This window comes from Candidatus Eisenbacteria bacterium (genome assembly GCA_016930695.1).
GTDB lineage: Bacteria > Orphanbacterota > Orphanbacteria > Orphanbacterales > Orphanbacteraceae > JAFGGD01.
This window is the reverse complement of sequence record JAFGGD010000034.1, coordinates 282727-302497: the sequence shown is the minus strand read 5'-3', so window position 1 is coordinate 302497 and position 19771 is coordinate 282727. Positions and strand designations below refer to the sequence as shown.

Annotated in this window: 16 protein-coding genes; all 16 read right to left on the bottom strand. The window is 65.5% G+C overall.

From position 1 onward, the window contains the following. Positions 1–26 precede the first annotated feature (26 nt). The 16 genes from JW958_08800 to JW958_08725 all read right to left on the bottom strand — a co-directional run bounded on the left by JW958_08800 (position 27) and on the right by JW958_08725 (position 19764). Positions 27–689 carry a YIP1 family protein gene (locus tag JW958_08800; protein ID MBN1826351.1) on the bottom strand — a complete coding sequence of 221 codons (663 nt, stop codon included), beginning with the start codon at positions 687–689 and terminating at the stop codon, positions 27–29. 96 nt (positions 690–785) lie between these two features. Continuing rightward, positions 786–1457, bottom strand: coding sequence for an energy transducer TonB (locus JW958_08795; GenBank protein ID MBN1826350.1), 672 nt, complete (start codon positions 1455–1457; stop codon positions 786–788). A gap of 9 nt (positions 1458–1466) precedes the next feature. Continuing rightward, positions 1467–1883, bottom strand: coding sequence for a biopolymer transporter ExbD (locus JW958_08790; GenBank protein MBN1826349.1), 417 nt, complete (start codon positions 1881–1883; stop codon positions 1467–1469). A 13-nt stretch (positions 1884–1896) separates the two neighbouring features. Further along, positions 1897–2304 (bottom strand): biopolymer transporter ExbD, encoded by a 408-nt coding sequence (locus tag JW958_08785; protein MBN1826348.1) that lies wholly within the window; start codon positions 2302–2304, stop codon positions 1897–1899. Further along, positions 2301–2933 carry a MotA/TolQ/ExbB proton channel family protein gene (locus JW958_08780; protein ID MBN1826347.1) on the bottom strand — a complete coding sequence of 211 codons (633 nt, stop codon included), beginning with the start codon at positions 2931–2933 and terminating at the stop codon, positions 2301–2303. Before JW958_08780 ends, JW958_08785 begins: the two co-directional genes overlap by 4 nt. 644 nt (positions 2934–3577) lie before the next feature. After that, positions 3578–4555, bottom strand: a complete 978-nt coding sequence (locus JW958_08775) for a PorV/PorQ family protein (protein ID MBN1826346.1) — start codon at positions 4553–4555, stop codon at positions 3578–3580. Positions 4556–4626: 71 nt separating this feature from the next. Next, a complete protein-coding gene (locus JW958_08770; protein MBN1826345.1) occupies positions 4627–6693 on the bottom strand; it encodes a T9SS type A sorting domain-containing protein in 2067 nt (688 codons plus the stop codon). 171 nt (positions 6694–6864) lie between these two features. Beyond that, a complete protein-coding gene (locus tag JW958_08765; GenBank protein ID MBN1826344.1) occupies positions 6865–9555 on the bottom strand; it encodes a TonB-dependent receptor in 2691 nt (896 codons plus the stop codon). Between the two features lie 147 nt (positions 9556–9702). Further along, on the bottom strand, positions 9703–10695 hold the full coding sequence (locus JW958_08760) for an ATP-binding cassette domain-containing protein (GenBank protein MBN1826343.1): 993 nt from the start codon (positions 10693–10695) through the stop codon (positions 9703–9705). Beyond that, positions 10692–11663 carry an ABC transporter ATP-binding protein gene (locus JW958_08755; GenBank protein MBN1826342.1) on the bottom strand — a complete coding sequence of 324 codons (972 nt, stop codon included), beginning with the start codon at positions 11661–11663 and terminating at the stop codon, positions 10692–10694. Before JW958_08755 ends, JW958_08760 begins: the two co-directional genes overlap by 4 nt. Then, the gene (gene gcvPB / locus JW958_08750; GenBank protein ID MBN1826341.1) at positions 11638–13113 is read right to left on the bottom strand and encodes an aminomethyl-transferring glycine dehydrogenase subunit GcvPB; all 1476 of its coding nucleotides are present in this window, start codon (positions 13111–13113) and stop codon (positions 11638–11640) included. Before gcvPB ends, JW958_08755 begins: the two co-directional genes overlap by 26 nt. Then, positions 13106–14488, bottom strand: a complete 1383-nt coding sequence (gene gcvPA, locus JW958_08745) for an aminomethyl-transferring glycine dehydrogenase subunit GcvPA (protein MBN1826340.1) — start codon at positions 14486–14488, stop codon at positions 13106–13108. The genes gcvPB and gcvPA overlap by 8 nt, the downstream gene beginning before the upstream one ends. Before the next feature lie 40 nt (positions 14489–14528). After that, entirely contained in the window at positions 14529–14909 is a 381-nt protein-coding gene (gene gcvH / locus JW958_08740; GenBank protein MBN1826339.1) for a glycine cleavage system protein GcvH, read from the bottom strand. Next, the gene (gcvT, locus tag JW958_08735; protein ID MBN1826338.1) at positions 14906–16036 is read right to left on the bottom strand and encodes a glycine cleavage system aminomethyltransferase GcvT; all 1131 of its coding nucleotides are present in this window, start codon (positions 16034–16036) and stop codon (positions 14906–14908) included. The genes gcvH and gcvT overlap by 4 nt, the downstream gene beginning before the upstream one ends. Beyond that, positions 16026–18920, bottom strand: coding sequence for an excinuclease ABC subunit UvrA (gene uvrA, locus JW958_08730; GenBank protein ID MBN1826337.1), 2895 nt, complete (start codon positions 18918–18920; stop codon positions 16026–16028). Before uvrA ends, gcvT begins: the two co-directional genes overlap by 11 nt. Continuing rightward, positions 18910–19764 carry an NAD-binding protein gene (locus JW958_08725; protein ID MBN1826336.1) on the bottom strand — a complete coding sequence of 285 codons (855 nt, stop codon included), beginning with the start codon at positions 19762–19764 and terminating at the stop codon, positions 18910–18912. The genes uvrA and JW958_08725 overlap by 11 nt, the downstream gene beginning before the upstream one ends. Positions 19765–19771: the final 7 nt, after the last annotated feature.

The window sequence follows — 19771 nt, the reverse complement described above, 5'->3', positions numbered from 1 at the left end:
CCGGTTCGATCATTTCCGGGCCCCTCTCAGGCCAGAAAAACACGAACCCCCTGCCAGAGCGCCCAAGGGAGGATCACCACGACCGCGGCCCTTCCGGTCGAGATCCGGAGGAGGGTCCGCGCGCCGACCGTGAAGAGAACCAGATACCAGATGGAAAAGAGGTCCAGCGCCGCGAGGGCGGTGAAGAGCTTCCCCTCCGGCGCGCCCCTCAGAAGCGCCGCGGGGCCGAAGAAGACCATCGGCGTCCCCTTGGCGAGGGTGAGCGGGGTCCAGAGGATCATGCGGGGGATCTCCACCAGCTTGGCCCATGCGGCGGCGCGGAAGAGCGCGGCGAAGGGCTTCGGCTCCGGCGCCCCGCCGGTGAGGGCGAGAAAGAGCCACGCCGCGGCGGAGAAACCGAGGAGAAAGACGATCAGTCCGACGGGGGTCGCGAGAAGAATGGAGATCTTCGCAGCGGGATGGTCGGCCATCTCGGCCATCCGGGCCGCGTCCATCCCCCTCTCCGCCGCCTGCTCGGCGCCCCGCCTCATCCCCTCCTGAATCAGAATATCCAGGGTGAGAAAGGTGGCGAGAAAGAGAACGACGAGAATGAGGATTACCGCCCAGCGGCAGCGGGGATGCTCCCGAACCGACTCGTAGAGGCGGACGGGCGTGAGGAAAAGGGCGATCAGATCCTTCCCGAACGACATGGCCCGGCACTCCTTTCCGCCCCCTTCGAAGAGAAGACTCTCCGCCGGGGCAAAAAAAAGCGCCCCGCCCGACGACCGGGCGGGGCGCCGTCGCGGCTACCGTCCCGCGGGATTGATGTAAAAATCAAAGGGGACGATGATCCGGCTCTTTACCGGAATATCCCTCTGCTTGGCCGGATAGAAGGTGCTCTTATAGAGAGCCTGCATCACCGGTTCGATGAAAATCTCCGACGGCGATTGGACCACCTCCACCTTGATCACCTTGCCCGTCTCGTCGATATACACCTTGGACACCACCGTCCCCTCGATCCCGGCCTGCCGGGCGAGTTCGGGGTAGTCCGGTTTGTAGATCCTCTTCTCCATCGGCGGGTCGCTGTAGGAGAGGAACGCCCCTTCGTCTCCCAAGGAACTGGGATCGACGTAATTCAATCGGGCCGCGGTGGGGCTGTTGATGTCCACGTCGGTATCGAGAATCGTCTCCTCCGGATCCGCCTCCTCCGAGATCTCCACGTCGGCGAACTCGGCGGAAATCGGAATGGAGGGCCGGGCCACCGCCACCGGCGGGAGAGGCACGGTGACCTCCTCCGGCGCCTCGATGACGACGATCTCTTCCTCCGCAAGCTCGTAGGGCTCCGGTTCGTAGTTCGGGGCGATCAGAAAACCGAGCAGATGAATCAACACCGACCCGATCATCGCCACGTCGAAATACTTGTGGAAACCGAGCTTGAACTGGAGATTCGCGCTCATGACTTGTTGTTGTTCGGCCATGGGGTACTCCTATCGTAACCGCTCGTAGTCGGCGGTGAAGGAGACCTTGGTGGCGTTCACCTGTTTCAGCTCCTCCATGATGTCGGACATCAGATCGTAGGGCGCGCGCTTGTCCGCGTTGAACGCCACGATCAGGGCCGGATTCTGCTGGAGCTTGCTCAGGATGATCGTCTGGATCCCCGCGACCGGGACCAGATTATCGTTGATCGAAACCTGGCGTCTCTGGTTGACCCAGATGTGAACCAATTTCTCCCGGGGGATCTGCTGGGCGGCCGCCGCTTTCGGCAACTCGATCGGCAGACCGTCCTCCAGACGGAAAATGGTCGTCACCATGAAGAATACCAGGAGAAGAAAGGCGAGGTCCGCCATCGAAGAGGTCGGCACCTGCGCATCCATCTTCGCTTTCTTTTTAAAACGTCCCGGCATGGATTCCCCGTTCCTACCCCGAGGTTTTCGCGGTCCTCAGGGTGATCTTCCTCGCTTCGGCGATCTTCAGCTCGTCGAGGATGTCCACCATGATCCCGTAGTACGCGCGCGGGTGCGTTTCGATCACGCAAATCAGCTTGTCGTTATCGAACTGCCGCTGGCGCACCACGTCCCGGATCTGCTTGATCGCGATCGGCTGATCGTCCAACGTCACACGGCCGGCGGCATCCGCCTTGATCTCGAGGATGTTCTGCTTGTTGATCCTCACCGCCGACGTGTTGGCGTTCGGGAGCATCAACTGGATCCCCTTCTCCGTGTTGAAGATCGTCGTCACGAGGAAGAAGATCAAGAGCAGGAACGCGATATCCGACATGGACGCGCTCGGGATCTCCGTCGATGTCCTCAGCTTCCGGAATTTCATGCCTTGCCTTCTTCCAGGGAGATCAGCGTATCGATCATCTCCGTGGAAGCCTGCTCCATCTCGATGATGAACCGATCCACCTGGGCGACGAAGAAGTTATAAGCCGCCTGCGCCGGGATGGCGATGGAGAGGCCCGCGGCGGTGGTGATCAGCGCCTCGGAGATACCGCTCGCCACCAGCTTGGCGTTCACCTGCTCTGCGGCGGCGATGGTCTCGAACGCGTTGATCATACCGGACGCGGTGCCGAGGAATCCGAGCAACGGGCCGATGGTGGCGACCGACGAGATCACCACGAGGCCGCGCTCCAGGAAAGACATCTCGATCGTGCCGGCGCTCTGGATCGCCTTCTCGATCTCCTCCGGGCCGCGGTTCGCCTTGGAGAGGCCCGCGTGGAGGATCGCGGCGATCGGACCGCGGGTTCTCTCGCAAACCCGCTTCGCCCCTTCGATCCCCTCGTGGCGCAGCGCCTCGGCGATCTCCGCCGTCAGCTTGCGTACGTTGGTGCGGGACTTGGCGAGCGTGTAGAAGCGCTCCAGAATCACGGCGAGTCCGAGCACGGTCAGGAAGAGCAGGGCCCACATGAACCGGCCGCCCTTGTGGAACAGCTCCACGAAGCCACTCTGGGCCATCTTGTCCAGAATGCCGCCTTCCTCCTCGATGTCCGTGAAACCGGCGCCCGCGGCGACCGTGTCGCCCATCTCACCCAGGCTGTCCGAAAGGCCCATCGAGTCGGTCATGCCGCCGATGGCTTCATCCGCCATCTCCGCCGGGTTCTCGGCGGTCGCATTCGGGGTCGGTGTGTCTTGGGCGATCGCGGAAACGAAGGTGAGCATCCCCGCCAGGAGCACGCATCCCAACACAGCGATCCACTTGTTGTTGCCCACAAGCGTCATCAACGATTTCCTCCGATACCGGTCGATCCGGTTGGACGGTAAGTGAACAGATACGGAAGGCGGTCTCGCGGTCCGGCGGACCGGTTCCGCCTACAGTTGCCAACCGCTAGCAATTTCAAGAGTTACACTCTACGACCGACACCCCCCGTTGTCAACCGTTTTGTCGGTTGCCGCTCCTCGCGGTCCGTGGTTTCGGTCACCCTCTCCTTCCCATGCCGGAGATCCCGTTCCTCTTCTCCGTCCGTGTCCGCGTGGAACGGTTGGTCGCCGCCGGACCGGCCATCCGGGGCGAGAGAGAAGAGGCGGCCCGGGTCGGTCTCGTTCGCGCCCGGGAGGCGTCCCCCCTTTCGGGAAACGGTCCGGACCGGGCCGCCGTCGGATCAGTAGGACAGAACCACGCTCACCTGATGCGCGCTGCCCAGCACGTCCAGGTCCGAAAAGGAATAATTCACGTTCGCCATGGCGTTCGCGCTGGTCGGGAAATGAACGCCGAAACCGAAGGCGTAGCTCTGGGTGTCCCTGTTGAACATGTACCCGCCCCGCAGCGCCAGCTGAATGCGCTCCATGGGCGCGTAGACGTACTCGGCGCCCATGTTGGCCCGCTCGGCGTTGTCGCTGGGGTGGTTGAACTCCGCGGAGGCCAACACATCATGTCTCTCGCTCTTGTACGCGTGCATTCCCACGCCTACCTTGAAGGTCGTGGGCGCCGCGAACTCCTGATCGATGAAGGTCATCTCCTGCCCGAAGTTCTGGATCGTCATACCGATGGTGACGGTGCGCCAGCCGGTGTTGTACAGGGTGCCGAAGTCGAAGTTCATCCCTTCGGCGAACTCGTCCTCCAACCCCTGGTGGATCCACTTGGCCGTGCCGCCGAAGGAAAACTTGTCCGTCAGGAACTGAGCGTAACTCACGCCGATCGCCATATCGCCGGCGTCGAATTGCTCGAGTTCGTCCGATCCGGCCCTGTTGATCCCATCCGGATGGAATTCGGTGGTCCGGATCATCGGGTCCATCTGGAGCACGTTCAGGCTGACGCCCAACACCCCCGGAATACCGCCGTAGGTGAACACATAGCCGGCGAACTCGTGGCCTATGTCGGCGGGCCAGGTGGAGTGGGAGAGGAAGACGTGGCTCTTTCCCTCGAGCATGGCGATCCCGGCGGGATTCCAGTACAGCGCGGAAGCATCGTCGGCGACGGCGACGAAGGCCTCACCCATGGCGACACCCCGCCCACCGACGCCGAGCTTGAGAAACTGGGCGCCCACTGTTCCGACCTTCTCGAAAATCTCGCTTCCTTCAGCCGGAGCATGCAGAAGTAGCAGGCCGAGCAGCAGACCTGCGAGGGCTTTCCGCATCAAGGTTCGCTCCTCCCTTCCTTCCCTTATATGTTGACCAATCGTATGCAACGGAACGCTTCCTTCCCGATCGTCTAGCGGATGATCACGAACCGCCCGACTTTCTCGCCCACATCGGAATCGATGTGGTAGATGTACACCCCGCTCACCACCTCCTGGTTGTTCCGGGAAACCAGATTCCAGTAGGTGAAGTCCTCTTCGGGATTGTCATTGTAATCGTGATAGACGGTCTGTACAAGGTCCCCGGCCATCGTGTAGATGGTGATGGTGGCGCGCTCGGGGAGATTCACGAAGTAGATCTTCCGTCCCGTGGCGTTCAGGTTCGAAGTCTCCTCGTCCCACGCGGCGCGTTCCTTGTACGGGTTCGGAACCACATGCACATCGTTCACGTCGGTGCGCGTTCTCCGTTTCGTAACCTCGCCGCTCCCGTCCACTTCGTAGACGTCCACCGCGTCGTCCAGGGACCGGGTCGGGTTGAAGCGGGGGAAGACCAGGTTTTTGGCCTGGGAGAACTTTCCGTATTCGGCCTCGATCCCCTCCTCCGGGTCTCCCTTGTCGTAGGCCGTGATCGCGTACCAGTAGGCGAAGCCGTTCTTCACGTCCGTGTCCACGAAACGGTACTTGCCGACCCCCTGTCCGCCGGTGTCGTAGTTGGAGAGATCGCTCCGGTCGATATCCATCAGAAGGAACCACTGGTCGTCCTGCGGCTCGGCGGATTCGCGCCGCCAACCTTCGGCCTTCCAGACCTGGTAGCCCTGGAAGTCGAATTTGCCGCTGAGCGGATCCGGCGTCAGTTCGGAGAAATCATCCCATTCCACGGTGACCCGGTGATCGCCGGGGATGAGGCGTTGGTTCGGCGGCGGAGGCGCGGACGCGGCGGTCCATCCCCGGTTGAAGATCCGCTGGGCGGCGATGGCGTTCTCCATCATGTAGAAACCGACCTCGGTCGGATTGTCCCGGTCGCGCCCCCTCGGATCGAGCATCACGAAGGCGGACTGGAAGACGAGCTCGTCGCCGGGCATGATTTCGATGAAGGGCCCGGCGGAGAGGAGCATTCGATAGTCGTCGGCGCGCTCCTCGGCGGGGTCGATGTCCTGGCACCAACGGTTGCCGCACCGGTTGCTCCCGCGGAGATAACGGTAGCGGTCCCTGTCTTGATCCGGGTCCTCGTCGCCGCCGGACCAGCTCTTATAGGCGTGAATCTCCACGCGCTCCGGCGCGGTCACTCCGCTGGAATCGATGGTGTGGCCGAGGAACATCACGCCGAAGAGGCCGTCCGCCTCGTCGCCGTCGTCGCCTCCAGGCGCGTCTCGCATATACGCCACGTCGATGGAGAGATCCTCGTCCGGGCGTCCGGGGACCACGAGCGTCGTGTCCCGGTGGATGAAGTTGGAGAGATCGTCCAGGTAGATATCGTCGGTGATCCGCCCGTTCCCCACATCGGAGTCGACCATGAAACCCACGTAGGCGTCGGTGATCGGGATGTTGCCGATGTTCTCGATCCGAAACTCGATTCCCACGAAGTCGTCCCAGTTCTTTCCCACCCACTGGTAGCTCTCCTGCGTGACCTTGAGGTGAAGCGGCCAGTGGAAGAAGTTGGGATCCGCGTAGAACTGGTTCCGGATCTGGGAGGTGTCGTAATACACGCAGCGGTACATCTGCTGGCTGATGGCGTAGTGGTCTTCGTCGATCCGCGTGTCGTTCCAGGGATCGTTGTTGCGCCCGTCCAGCGGGTCCTCGTCGATGTCGCCGTCGCCGTCGTCGTCCTCGCCGCGGGCGCCGCCGGGCCGGCCCTCCCAGGTCTGATAGATCGTCTCCACCGGATCGAAGGTGTCCGGGCGGTACTCCCAGAAATAGATTCCCGTCGAGACGAGCGTGTCCGGCGTGCCCAAGAGCTGCTCGTACTCGATTCCGGTGCCGCCCACCCAGAGCCCGGCGGCCCAGAGGTAATCGTGCGAACTCCCCGGAGGCCATTCGGCGGACGGGGCGGTGCTGTAGGAGAACTGTCCACGCGTGCCGAAGACGCCGAAGTTAGAGACGTGAAGGATTAGCTTGCCGACGTTGTGCCAGGTCGCCCCGAAGTTGGGAACCAGCGATCCGTCGGGACCGGAGCGGGTCGCCTCCTGTTGCTCGGGTGTCATTCTCGCCCCGACCGTTCCGGCCGTCATGAGGAGACCGAGTAGGACGACGAAAAGAATCGCCCCCTTGCCCGACCTTCCGGACGGGCCTCCCCTTCCCGGGAGGATAACGCATTCCCTCTGCCTAAGCCCCATGGCTCGTCTCTCCTTCGGTACGCGTCTCGCTCGTCGTTCCTACCAGTCGAACATGATCCCCACCTTCACTCGGCGCATGGGGTCGAGCACGCGGGGATCGTTCAACGGGATGAACTGGTTTCCGGCGGACGAGTTCACTTCATTCAGGTTATACGCGCCGCCGAGCTGGCCCGTCTCGGTGTAGTACACCGTATGCAGCCCTTCGTTGGAGGGCCAGTCGCCCGGATTCAGGGTACGGATGTTTTCCTTGTTCAGCAGGTTCGAACCGTCCACGAAAAGCCGGAACTCCTGCCCGTAAATGCTGTACAGCTTGTTCGCCCGAATGTCCAGGCGGGCTTCGTCGGGGAGCCGCAGGCTGTTCAGCTCATCGGCGCGCGCGCTCCGCTGCTGGTAGCGGCGGGGGGTGTAGGGCGACCCGCTCTCGAAGGTGTAGTCCATCGAGATCTGCCAAACGCCGGGATCGGTGAGCAGCAGGTTGAGCACCAGCGTGTGGGTGTGGTCCCAGTTGAGCGGGGATTCGGAGAGGGGCTTGCGGTCGAGCACGCCGGTTCCGACGAGGACCTGGCTGTTCTCCTCGGACTGGGTCCCCTTCGCCCGGGAGAGGGTGTAGACGATGCTCCCGCCGAACTTGTTCTTCAGCCGGCGGTTCAGCTTGAACTCGAGCCCCTTGACGGTGCCGTAGGCCTGGTTGACGTAGCCGACCGGCGCCTGATTGCCGAAGCTCGCCAGGCTGCCGTTGGTGATCTCGTCGGTGTCGATCAGGCCGAAGATGTCCTTGAAGAAGATGGTCATGTCCAGGTTGAGGACGTCCGTCAGCTGGTGGTCCACGCCGAACTCGTAGCTGATGGTCTGCTCCGGCTGCAGGAAGATGTTCCCGTAGAGCCCGCCGTCCTGCTCGATCGCCTGCCCGAGCCCCTTGTACATGCGCTCGAAGAGGGGCAGCTGGTAGAACCGGCCGTAGTGGAAGTGAAGCACGTCCCGGTCCGAGATCGGATAAGCCATCCCGATCCGCGGGCTGAGCTGGGTCTTCATCCGGGAGAGGAGCGAGTGGTCCTCCGTCTCCTGGAAGGTGGAGGCGTTCCACTCGTTCCCGAGCCGCACCGACTGGAGGCCGGGGTCGTAGAAGTCGAGCCGGAGACCGGCGTTCAGCACCATCCCCTCGTACTCGAGGCGGTCCTGAGCGTAGGCGGCGCCTCCCCAGGAGTAGACGTGGTACTTGTCCGGCCAGGGCCCCTCCGGATTGAGCGAATCCGGGAAGGAGGCGCTGAACATCCGCATGTTGTAGTAGTCGAGCTGGAGACCGAACTTGGACTGGTGCCGCTCGGTGAGCTGGCTCGTCAGGTCCGTCTTCATCGTGTAGCGGATGGTCTGGTAATCGGTGTATTGGGGATAGTCCCCCTCCACCGCGAAGTAGCGGTTCAGCGGGTCGATCTGGGTGTCGTTCCCGTAGAAGGGGATGTAATCCGTCGTTCTCTTGTTCCCCACGCGCTGCAGATACTTGGTGGAGAACCGGCTCGCCTTCACGGTGTAATACGTCTCCGGCGAGAGCGTGTGCGTCCAGGAGCCCTTCAGCTGCAGGTTCTCGCTGATCTCGCGGGGCATGTGCTCCGGACCGGAGAAGTAGACGAAGGTGGTGTCGAGCGGTTCGTACCACCACTCGTTGTTCTCTTCGGACCACCAGCCGACGCGGCTGAAGACGTGATAGTAGTCGTCGCTCAGCACCTTGGAGAAGAGGGCTTCCCCGCCCAGTTTCTTTTCGGGCGTGAAGTAGTAGTACAGGTTCCCCTGCGCCCGATACTCGTTGAACATCCGGTCCTGCAGCTTGATGCCGAGAACCTCGCGCTTGGTGTATTCCTTGTCCGGCGGCAGGTACGTGTCGCTCCAGCTCCCCTCGCCGGAGACGTGGAACCGCAGATCCTTGGACATCAGCGGTCCGCCGAGGGCGAACACGATGTTGTCCATGTTGTAGTAGGTCTTGTCCGGCGCGCCGTAGTCGTCGGTCATGTACTTGACGAGGCCCGAGAACTTCCGCCCGCCCTCCTGGGTCTGGATGTTGACGATGCCGGACTGGGCGTTCCCGTACTCGGCGTCAAAACCGCCCGAGAGGAGCTGGATGTTGGTGAGCGACGCGAAAGAGACCTCCAGCGTGTTCGCGCCGACGAAGGGGTCGGTCACCGGCATGCCGTCCACCAGGTACTGGACCTCGGAGGAACGGCCGCCCCGCACGTGCAGGTTCCCCTGGCCGTCGACGGTCACGCCCGGCTGTTTGGCGAGGGCGTCGGTCACATTATCGATGGATCGAATCTTGAACTCGTCTTTGTCGACCTTGTATTCGGTGACGGAGGATTTGGTGTCGATCTCCCCCGCGTCGGTGGTGACCTGAATGGCCTCCATCCGCGTCGCCGACTCCTGGAGTTCGGCGTGGATCGTGGTGATCTGCCCGCCCACGACCGCGACCCCTTCGAAGGTCGCGATGCCGAAGCCCTGCATTTTCACTTCAACGGTGTACGTTCCGGGCGGTACGCCCTGGATGGTGAAACTACCGTTCTGCTGGACGATTCCGCCCTTCCCCGTCCCCACGATCACCACGTCCGCCCAGGGGACCGGTTTCCCCGTTTCCGCGCTCCGAACGCTACCGACCAAGGTGCCGGTTGCTGGGTCCTGCCCGAAAGTATCGGTGGGGGGATAAAGGGCAGCGGCCAGCAAGAGGACCAGAACGAGGGAACGCAACGCGCTCCTCCGGCTCCTTCCCGCCATGATTATCACTCCTCCTCGGTACGCCATAGAGTGGCCCGAAAGCTGGCATCCTAAAGACTACGGCGAATCTACACAAGGGCTTTCCGGGTGTCAAGCCCTAACCCGCGACAAATCTTGAGGCTAGCCGTTTCCATCGCCCGCCCGGAGCAGGTGGCAGGAAGCCCCCCTTCCCCGCTCCGGAACGGTCCACGCGGGGGGTGTCGTCCGGCAGACCGGCATCGCCTCGGGGCAGCGCGGATGGAAGGGGCAGCCGGCGGGAGGGTGGATCGCCGAGGGGATTTCGCCGCCGAGAAGGATCCGGCGGGCGGGGCGCCCCGGCGCCGCCCGGGGGACCGCCGCGAGGAGCGCGCGCGTGTAGGGATGGAGCGGCTCCCGGAAGATCGCCTCGACGGCTCCCTCCTCCACGAGCCGGCCGAGGTAGAGAACGCCGACGCGGTCCGCCGCGTGCCGGACGAGCGCCAGGTTATGGGAAACGAGAAGATAGGAGAGGCCGAGATCCTCCCGCAGGCGAAGGAGCAGATTGACGATCTGCGCCTGAATGGAGACGTCGAGGGCGCTGACCGGCTCGTCCGCCACGAGAAAGCTCGGCCGGAGGGCGAGCGCCCGCGCGATGCAGATCCTCTGCCTCTGCCCCCCGCTGAACTCGTGGGGGAAACGGTCCGCGTGCGCCGCGGCTATGCCGACCGTGTCGAGGAGGCGGTCCACCTCCCCGTCGATCTCCCGCGGGGGGGCGATCCGGTGGACACGGAGCGCCTCGGCGAGCGCCGCGCCGACGGGGATCCTCGGATTCAACGATCCGAAGGGATCCTGGAAGACGATCTGCATCTCCCGGCGGAGCGCCCGGAGCCGCCCGGCGTCGGCCGCGGTCACCTCCTCGTCCCGCAAGAAAACGCGCCCAGACGTCGGTTCCTCCAAACGGAGGAGAACGCGGCCGAGCGTGCTCTTCCCGGAACCGCTCTCCCCGACCAGGGCGTAGGTCTCCCGTTCGTTTATGTAAAAAGAGACTTCGTCGACGGCGCGCAGTTTCTCCCGGGCGCGCGCGAAAAGCCCGCGCCGGACCGGATAGCATTTGACCAGGCTCTCCACCCTGAGCAGCGCGCCGTTCCCGTTCATCGCCTCTCCTCCCCTTCGCCGACGAGGAGGCATCGGGCGGGCCGGCCCTCCAGATCCGGGTGTTCGAGACGGCAGCGCGGTTCGGCGATGGGGCAGCGCGGGTGGAAGCGGCATCCCTCCGGCGGGCGGAGAGGATCGGGGACGTTCCCCTCCACCGGGCGGAGGGGGCGCGGTTCGTCGTCCAACCGGGGGATGGAGCCGAGAAGTGCCTGCGTGTAGGGATGGAGGGGCCGGCGGAAGAGGTCCGCCGTCGGCGCCTCCTCGACGATCTCCCCGGCGTACATCACCGCCGTTCGATCCGCCAGCTCGGCGACCACGGCGAGGTCGTGGGTGATCAGAAGCACGGCGAGTCCCAGTTTCTCCCGGAGGCCGTCGAGGAGGTCGAGGATCTGCGCCTGGATCGTCACGTCCAACGCCGTTGTCGGCTCGTCGGCGATGAGGAGTGCGGGGCCGCAGGCGAGGGCGACGGCGAGGAGCACCCTCTGGCGCATCCCGCCGGAGAGCCGGTGGGGATAGTCGCGGGCGCGCCTCTCCGGGTCGGTGATCCCGACCAGGCCGAGAATCTCCACGGCGCGGCGAGCGGCCTCCCGCCCGGAGAGTCCCTCGTGTCTCCGAAGGGTCTCCTCCACCTGGTAGCCGCAGGTGAGGACCGGGTTCAGGGAGGTCATCGGCTCCTGGAAGACCATGGAGATCCGCCGGCCGCGCACCCGCCGCATCTCCCGTTCCGGGAGCGCGAGGAGATCTTGCCCGTCGAAACGGATCGCGCCGCCGGTGATTTTCCCCGGCGGCGGCACGAGGCGGAGGACGGAGAGGGCGGCGACGCTCTTGCCGCACCCCGACTCGCCGACAAGCCCGACCGCCTCCCCCCGGCGCACGGTCAGGGAGAGACGGTCCACGGCGCGCACCGTTCCTTCACGTAAAAAGAAACAGGTCCGCAGGTCCTCAATCGCGAGCAGCGGCCCCTCCATCGTCCGGGTCCTCCCAGCGGAGCCGGGGTCGGCGGGAGGCGAGACTCTCGTTCACCCGCCGGATCGGCGCGGTGTGCGGGGCCGTGCGGACCCGCTCCGGATCCTCCTCGATCTCCCGGGCGATCTCCAGAAGCGCCTCGGCGAATCGGTCGAGCGCGTCCCGGCTCTCCGTCTCGGTCGGCTCGATCATGAGCGCCTCCTTCACAATGAGCGGGAAGGAGATGGTCGGCGCGTAGAAGCCGAAATCGAGCAGTCGCTTCCCCACGTCCATGGCGTGCACGCCCTTGTCGCGGAACACGGAAGCGGAGGCGACGAACTCGTGCATACCGACGCGGTCGTAGGGGACCGGGTAGGCGTGTTCGACCTTTCGCCTCAGATAGTTGGCGTTCAGGATCGCGTGGAGGGTGGCCTCCCGCAGCCCCTTCGCGCCGAGGTGGCGGATGTAGGCGTACGCCCGGAGGAGCACGCCGAAGTTGCCGTGGTAGGAGTGCACGGGGCCGATCGTGTCCGGATAGTCGTGGCTCCAGACGAAATGGTCCCCTTCCCTGCGGATCCGCGGGACCGGGAGGAAGGGGCGGAGGTGCTCCTTCACGCCGACCGGTCCGGCGCCGGGGCCGCCGCCGCCGTGGGGAGTGGAGAAGGTCTTGTGCAGGTTGGTGTGCATCACGTCGACGCCCGCGTCGCCCGGACGCACCACCCCCATCAGCGCGTTCAGGTTGGCGCCGTCCATATAGATCTGCGCGCCCGCGCCGTGGACGATCTCCACGATCCGTGGGAGCCGGCTCTCGAAGAGCCCGAGCGTGTTCGGCAGGGTGAGCATGAGCGCGGCGGTGGACCCGTCCACCAACTGCGCCAGGCGCTCCAGGTCGGTTTCGCCCCGCTCGTCGCTCTTCACCTCCACCGGCCGGAAACCGAGACGCGCCACCGACGCCGGGTTGGTGCCGTGCGCCGAGTCGGGCAGGATCACCTTGCGGCGCTCCTCCCCTTTCTTCTCGAAGTAGGCCCCGACGACATGGAGGCCGGTGAACTCGCCGTGCGCCCCCGCGGCCGGTTGGAGCGTGAAGGCGTCCATGCCGGTGATCGCCATGAGCGCCTCTTCGAGCCCGGCGAGCATGCGGAGCGCCCCCTGCGTGATCGACGACGGGAGGAGAGGATGAAGCCGCGCGAAGAGGGGGAGGACCGACAGCTTTTCGTGCAGCTTCGGGTTGTACTTCATGGTGCACGAGCCGAGAGGATAGACGTCCTTCTCCACGTGGTGATTCATGATCGCCAGACGGTTCAGGTGACGGGCGAGCTCCAGCTCCGGCACCTCGGGGATGTCCGGCTCCGAAGCGCGGCGCCGGTCCGCGGGAATGCTCGCCAGGATCTCCTCCTCCGGCATCGCCAAGGCCGGGAGGTGTTCGGAGCAGCAGCCCTCGTGGCCGATCTCGAAGATGGTTCCCTTACGCATGGCCGTCCTCCTCCTCCCGGATGCCGCGCAGGAAGCGGGCCACCGTTTCCCCGAAGCGGCGTATCGATTCGCGGCTCCGGCGCTCGGTCACCGCCGTCAGGTAGGCGTCGCCGAGGGCGGGGTAGTGCCCCTGGAGCGGCAGGCCGGGGACGATCCCCTCGCGGAAAAGATAGGGGAGCAATCCGAGGCGAACCGCGCGGTCGGGAAAGACGACGGGGAATTCGCGGAAGAAGGGACCGTCGAAGGGGAAGGAGGCGCCCGCCGCGGCGAGTTCCTTCCGGAGTTCGAGGGCGCGTTCCTGGGAGAGGAGCGCCGCCCGGCGAAGCCCCTTCTGGCCGAGTGCGGCCAGATAGACCATCGCGCCGAGCGCCATCAATCCTTGATTGGTGCAGATGTTGGAGGTCGCCTTCTCGCGCCGGATGTGCTGTTCCCGGGTCTGGAGGGTGAGCGTGAAGGCGCGTTCTCCGTCCAGGTCCTCGGTCATCCCGACGAGACGGCCGGGCATTTTACGTAAAAAGCGTTCCTGCGCGGTAAAGAGGCCGAGCAGCGGCCCGCCGAAGCCGATGGCGCCGCCGAGGGACTGCCCTTCGCCGACGGCGATATCCGCGCCCGCTTCGCCGGGGGTGCGGATCAGAGCGAGACTGATGGGATCGAAAACCTGCAGGAAAAGGGCGCCCGCCCGATGCGCCCTCTCGGCGATCCGGTCCGTCTCCTCGATCAGCCCGAAGTAGTTGGGACTCTGGACGACCACCACCGCCGTCTTATCGGAGAGTGCGCCGTCCAGGGCGGCGGCGTCCACGAAACCGTCTTCACCGAAGTCGATCTCTCGAATGTCCGCCGCGGCGGCGGCCAGGTGGGTCCGGAGCACCGCCCGGTACCGCGGGCTGAGCGACCGCGGGAGAACGATCTCCGTCCGCCCCTTCCCCTCCGCCCGAGCCATCCAGACCCCTTCCACCAGCGCCGTGGCGCCGTCGTAGAGGGAGGCGTTGGCGAGGGGCATCCCGGTGAGGCGGGAGAGAAGGCTCTGGAACTCGAACACGGTCTGGAGAGTCCCCTGGCTCACCTCCGCCTGATAGGGCGTGTAGGCGGAATAGAACTCGGGGCGGGCGAGGGTGGCGCCCACGATGGACGGGACGTAGTGATCGTACACGCCCCCGCCGAGAAAGGCGTCCTTCTCCGCCGCCCGCCGGTTCTCCGCGGCGAGACGGTCGAACTCCTCCTCCACCTCCTGCTGGGAGAGGGGGGGCGGGAGGTGCAGGTCGCCCCGGAAACGGATCGACTCCGGGATCTCGGCGAGGAGATCCTCGAAACTCTCGGCTCCGATCGCCGCGAGCATCTCCCTCCGGTCCCGATCGGTGTGCGGTAGATAGCTCATGACGGCTCCGCGCGCAGGCCGCACGCGCCCCCTTTCTTCTTTATTCCTCGAGCAGCTTGCCGTAGTCCTCCGCGTTCAGGAGGTCCTCCAGCTCGACCGGTTTGGAGAGGCTGATCCGGATCATCCAGCCCTCGCCGTACGGGTCCTTGTTGACCCGGTCCGGGTTGTCCGCCAGATCTTCGTTGACGGCGACGATGCGGCCGCTCACCGGAGCGAACAGGTCCGCCACCGTCTTCACCGCCTCGATGGTCCCGGCGGGTCCGCCGGTCTCCACGTCGTCGCCCACGTCGGGAAACTCGACGAAGACGATGTCCCCCAGCTCGTTCTGAGCGTAATCGGTGATCCCCACAGTCGCGGTATCCCCCTCGACGCGGACCCACTCGTGCTCATGGGAATAGCGGAGATCTTCTGGAATGTTCACTGCCCCTCCTCCTCGTCGTCCTTCACCGACGACGGAACGAACGAACCCTTGACCGGGATCGCTTCCGCCTCCCGGTTCCGTATTTCGATGGTGAAGCCGTCCTTCGCCTTGGCCGCCGCGGCGTCCACGTAGCCGAGGGCGATGCCGGTTTTCAGTGTGGGGGAGAAACCGCCGCTGGTGACGGTCCCCACCGTTTTCCCCTCCCGCAGGATGGGGTAGCCGTGGCGCGGGAGGTCCCGCGGCCCGAGGCGGAAGGCGAGCAGCTTCCGCTTCGGCCCGGCGGCGAGCGCCGCCTCCCAAGCCCGCCGGCCGATCCAATCCCCCTCTTTCGCGCGGACCACCCAGCGGAGCCCGGCGTCGAGGGGACTGGTGGTGTCGGAAATATCGTTTCCGTATAAACAGTATCGCATTTCCATTCGAAGCGAATCCCGGGCGCCGAGGCCGATCGGCCGGATGCCGGCGTCCCGCCCGGCCTCCAGGAGGGCGTCCCACACCGCCGGGCCGTCGTCCCATTTGACGTACACCTCGTAGCCCCGCTCGCCGGTGTAACCGGTGCGCGACACGAGCGCGTCCACCCCCGCCACCTTCCCGCGCGCCGCGCGGTAGTAGGGAAGCCGGAAAAGGGAACGGTCCGCCACCTTCCCGAGGATCTCCGTCGACCGCGGCCCCTGCAGGGCGACCTGGCTGGTGGCGAGGCTGTCGTCCCGCACCTCGGCGTCGTTGCCCGCCTGCCGGCGGATCCAATCCAGGTCCTTCTTCCAGTTGGCGCCGTTCACCACAAGGAGCACCGCCTCGGGGAGGTTGTAGACGAGGATATCGTCCACGATGCCCCCCTGCTCGTTCATGAGCAGTGCGTACTGTACCTCCCCCTTCTCGGTCCCCTCGATCCGCGCCGTCGTGATCCGGTCGGCGACGCGCTCCCGGTCCGGGCCGGAGAGGATGACCTCTCCCATGTGGCTCACGTCGAAGAGGCCCGCCTTCTCGCGCACCGCCGTGTGCTCCTCCAGGATGGAGGCGTACTGGATCGGCATTTCCCAACCGGCGAAGGGGACCATCTTCGCCCCCGCCGCCGCGTGCCTATCGTAAAGGGCGGTACGATACATCTGCTGTTCGGAATCAAGCGACACCGGCCTTGCGCCTCCCTTCCCGTTCGAACAGGGACCGGAGTTCCCGGCCCGTGAAAGATCCCTCCACCCGGGCCACCTCCTCGGGGGTGCCGCGGGCGATGATGCGGCCGCCGTCGTCTCCCCCTTCCGGGCCGAGGTCGATCACCTCGTCGGCGGTTTTGACGACGTCCAGATTGTGCTCGATCACGATCACCGTGTTTCCCGCGTCCGCCAAACGCCCCAGCACGTCCAGAAGCAGGCGCACGTCCTCGAAGTGGAGACCCGTGGTGGGCTCGTCGAGGATGTACACCGTTCGTCCGGTGGCGCGCTTGGAAAGCTCGGTCGAGAGCTTGATGCGCTGCGCCTCTCCGCCGGAGAGGGTGGGCGCCGGCTGTCCGAGATGGATGTAGCCGAGTCCCACCTGGGAGAGGAGTTCCAGTTTGCGGCGGACCGCGGGAATATTCTCCATCAACTCCGCCGCTTCGTCCACCGTCAGGTCGAGCACGTCCGCAATGGTATACCCCTTGTAGCGAATCTCCAAGGTTTCTCTGTTGTAGCGCTTCCCCTTGCAGACGTCGCACTTGACGTACACGTCCGGCAGGAAGTGCATCTCGATCTTGATCGTGCCGTCCCCCCGGCACGCCTCGCACCGCCCCCCCCTCACGTTGAAGCTGAAGCGCCCCGGCGCGTAGCCGCGCATCCGCGACTCCGGGAGGAGCGAGAAGACCTCGCGGATCGGCGTGAAGGCGCCCGTGTAGGTGGCCGGGTTGGAACGCGGGGTCCTCCCGATCGGCGATTGATCGATCTCGACCACCTTGTCGATGTGCCGGAGCCCGTTGATCCGTGTGTGGGCGCCGGGGACGGCGCGGGCGCCGTAGAGCTTCCGCGCGAGCCCCTTGTATAGGATCTCGGTGACGAGGGTGCTCTTCCCCGAACCGGAGACGCCGGTGACGCAGATCAGCTTGCCGAGGGGAAAACGAACCCGGATTTTCTTCAGGTTGTTCTCGCGGGCGCCGACGATCTCGACGGTCCCGCCGTTGCCGGGCCGGCGGCGGGCGGGAATCGGAACGGCGCGGTCGCCGCGCAGATAGGCGCCGGTGAGGGAGCGCTCATTCGCGGCCACCTCCGCCGGCGTCCCTTCCGCGATCACCTCGCCGCCGTGGATGCCGGCGCCGGGGCCGAGATCGACCACCCAGTCCGCCGCCTCGATCGTCTCCCGGTCGTGCTCCACCACGAGCACCGTGTTCCCCAGGTCGCGGAGCCGGAAAAGCGTTTCGAGGAGCCTCTTGTTGTCCCGCGCGTGCAGACCGATGGAGGGCTCGTCCAACACATAAAGGACTCCGGTCAGCCCCGATCCGATCTGGGTGGCGAGACGGATTCTCTGCGCCTCGCCGCCGCTGAGCGTTCCCGAGCTCCGGGCGAGGGTGAGATAGGAGAGTCCCACGTCGTTCAAGAAGCGGAGCCGTTCTCGTATCTCCTTGAGCACCTGCCGGGCGATGGTCCCCTCCCGCTCGGTCCAGGGGACGCCGTCGATCGCGTCGCCGAGATCGCGGATCGAAAGAGCGGTCAGCTCGTCGATGCGGCGGCCGTGGATCCGGATGGCGAGCGCCTCGGGCCGAAGCCGGGCTCCGCCGCACACGCGGCAGGAACCGGCGGTCATGAACCCCTCGATCCAGCGCCGGACATGCTCCGATCCGGTCTCCCGGTAACGCCGTTCGAGCCAGGGGATCACTCCCTCGAAGGGGACCTTCAGCCGTCCGGTTCCGCTCGGCCTGCTCCAGTCGACGGTGACGCGCTCCTCGCCGCGCCCGCGCAGAAGCGTCTCCCGCGCCGGCTTCGGCAGCCGGCGGAAGGGCGCGTCCAGCGAGAAACCGAGGGAGCGGGCGAGGGCTTCCAGGATCGCCTGGTTCCATTTCCCGCGCGTCGGTCCCCAGGGGACGACCCCTCCCTCGGCGACGGAGACGTCCGGATCGGGGACCACCAGCGCTTGGTCGATCTCCCGATGCGTGCCGAGGCCGCCGCAGGCGGGACAGGCGCCGTAGGGGGAGTTAAAGGAGAAGAGACGCGGGCTGATCTCGGAGAAAGAGAAGCCGCAGCGCGCGCAGGCGAGTTTCTCGGAGAAGACCTCCGTCCGGCCGTTCTCGCGGAGCACCTCCACCAGACCTTCACCGGCGGCGAGCGCCGTGGCTAGGCTGTCGGCGAGGCGGCCGAGCACCTCCGGCTTCACGCGGATCCGATCCACCACGACGGAGATGTCGTGTTTCTTCGTCTTCACGAGGCGGATCTCCTCCTCCAGCTCTCTCTCCGCGCCGTCCACCATCACCCGGGCGAAGCCCTCGCCGCGGAGGCGCCGGAAGATCTCCCGGTGCTCCCCTTTCTTGCCGCGCACCACCGGCGCCAGGATCCGCAGCCGCTCGCCGGCGGGGAATCGCTCGATCCGGTCCACCATCTGTTGCACCGTTTGATTCTCGATCGGCACCCCGCAGTCGGGGCAATGGGGGACGCCGACCCGCGCGAAAAGAAGACGCAGGTGGTCATAGATCTCGGTCACCGTGCCCACGGTGGAACGCGGGTTCCGGGAGGCGCTCCTCTGCTCGATGGCGATGGCCGGTGAGAGCCCCTCGATGGACTCCACCTCCGGCTTGTCCATCTGGCCGAGGAACTGACGGGCGTAGGCGGAAAGGGACTCCACGTACCGCCGCTGCCCTTCGGCGTAGATCGTGTCGAACGCGAGCGACGACTTGCCGCTCCCGGAGAGGCCGGTGATCACCACCAGGCGGTCCCGGGGAAGGTCGACGTCGATCGACTTGAGGTTGTGCTCCGAAGCGCCGCGTACGCGGATCACCGTTTTCCTCTCCCCGCCCGCGGCCTTTCGGCGGCGCGGGCCCCCGCGCTCAGTCTTCATACTCGAAGAATCCCCGCCCGCTCTTGCGGCCCAGGTAGCCCGCCTCCACCATCCTCCGGAGCAGCGGACAGGGACGGTACTTGGGGTCGGAGAAACCGTCGTACAGGTTCTCCAACACCTGAAGCGTCACGTCCAGGCCGATGAAATCGGCGAGGTGGAGCGGGCCCATGAGATGGTTCAGGCCAGCGCGCATGACCATGTCGATCGCCTCGGCGCTCGCCACGCCCTCCATGACCGCGTAGATCGCCTCGTTGATCATCGGCATCAGAATCCGGTTGGAGACGAGGCCGGGAAAATCCTGTACCTCCACCGGTTGCTTGCCGAGCCGCCGGACGAGCACGTCCATCCGGGCGTAGATATCGTCGCCGGTCATGTCTCCCCGCACCAGCTCCACGAGATCGATCAGCGGCGGCGGGTTCATGAAATGCGTCCCCATCACCCGCTCCGGCCGGCCGGTGAGGGAGGCGAGGCCGGTCACCGAGAGGGACGACGTGTTGGTGGTGAGAATCGCCTCGCGGGGCGCGGCGAGGTCGAGCCGGCGGAAGACGTCGCTCTTGACGTCAAAACTTTCCGTCACCGCTTCGACGACGAGAAAAGAGGGGAGAATGTTCGGCAGGCCCCGAACCGTGTGAATCCTCTCCAGGATGCCGTCCATGCGGGAGGGATCGATCGCCCCGCGGGAGGCGAGCTTCTTCACGCTTCTCTCGATCCGGTCCCGGGAACCGGCGAGGATCTCGTCATCCAGGTCCACCAGGTCGACCCGGTAGCCGACCTGCGCGAAAACCTGGGCGATACCTGCTCCCATGGTGCCGGCGCCGACGACGGTGACGTGATCCTGTTCCAACTTCCCC